The organism is Variovorax sp. VRV01 (assembly GCF_014852545.1).
Classification (GTDB): Bacteria; Pseudomonadota; Gammaproteobacteria; order Burkholderiales; family Burkholderiaceae_C; genus Variovorax; species Variovorax beijingensis_A.
This window is the reverse complement of the sequence record NZ_JACVBS010000103.1, coordinates 1-255: the sequence shown is the minus strand read 5'-3', so window position 1 is coordinate 255 and position 255 is coordinate 1. Positions and strand designations below refer to the sequence as shown.

1 protein-coding gene is annotated in these 255 nt (G+C 57.3%); it reads right to left on the bottom strand.

From position 1 onward, the window contains the following. Positions 1–14 precede the first annotated feature (14 nt). A partial coding sequence (locus IB278_RS34035; protein ID WP_225613358.1) for a DUF6368 family protein occupies positions 15–255 on the bottom strand: 241 nt, incomplete at its 5' end.

Genomic DNA, 255 nt, shown 5'->3' with positions numbered 1-255 from the left:
GACGGTCGAGTTCGTCACTTGACCATCCGGAAGCTCGTGCTTCCAAGCCACGCGCGAAGTCCTTCGGGGTCGAGGACGGAGAAACAGGAAATGTGGCCCGCGGCTGTCTGATATGAAACCTTCGTGGTCTGGTCTCCGAGTTCCGAAATCTCCCCACCCAAGTCCACGACGCCAGAAGCCCGTTCAGAAAGCCAGAGCGCCATGTCACCCAAGATTCGATGGTCTTTCGAATCATTGCACATAGCGGCTAGGCCA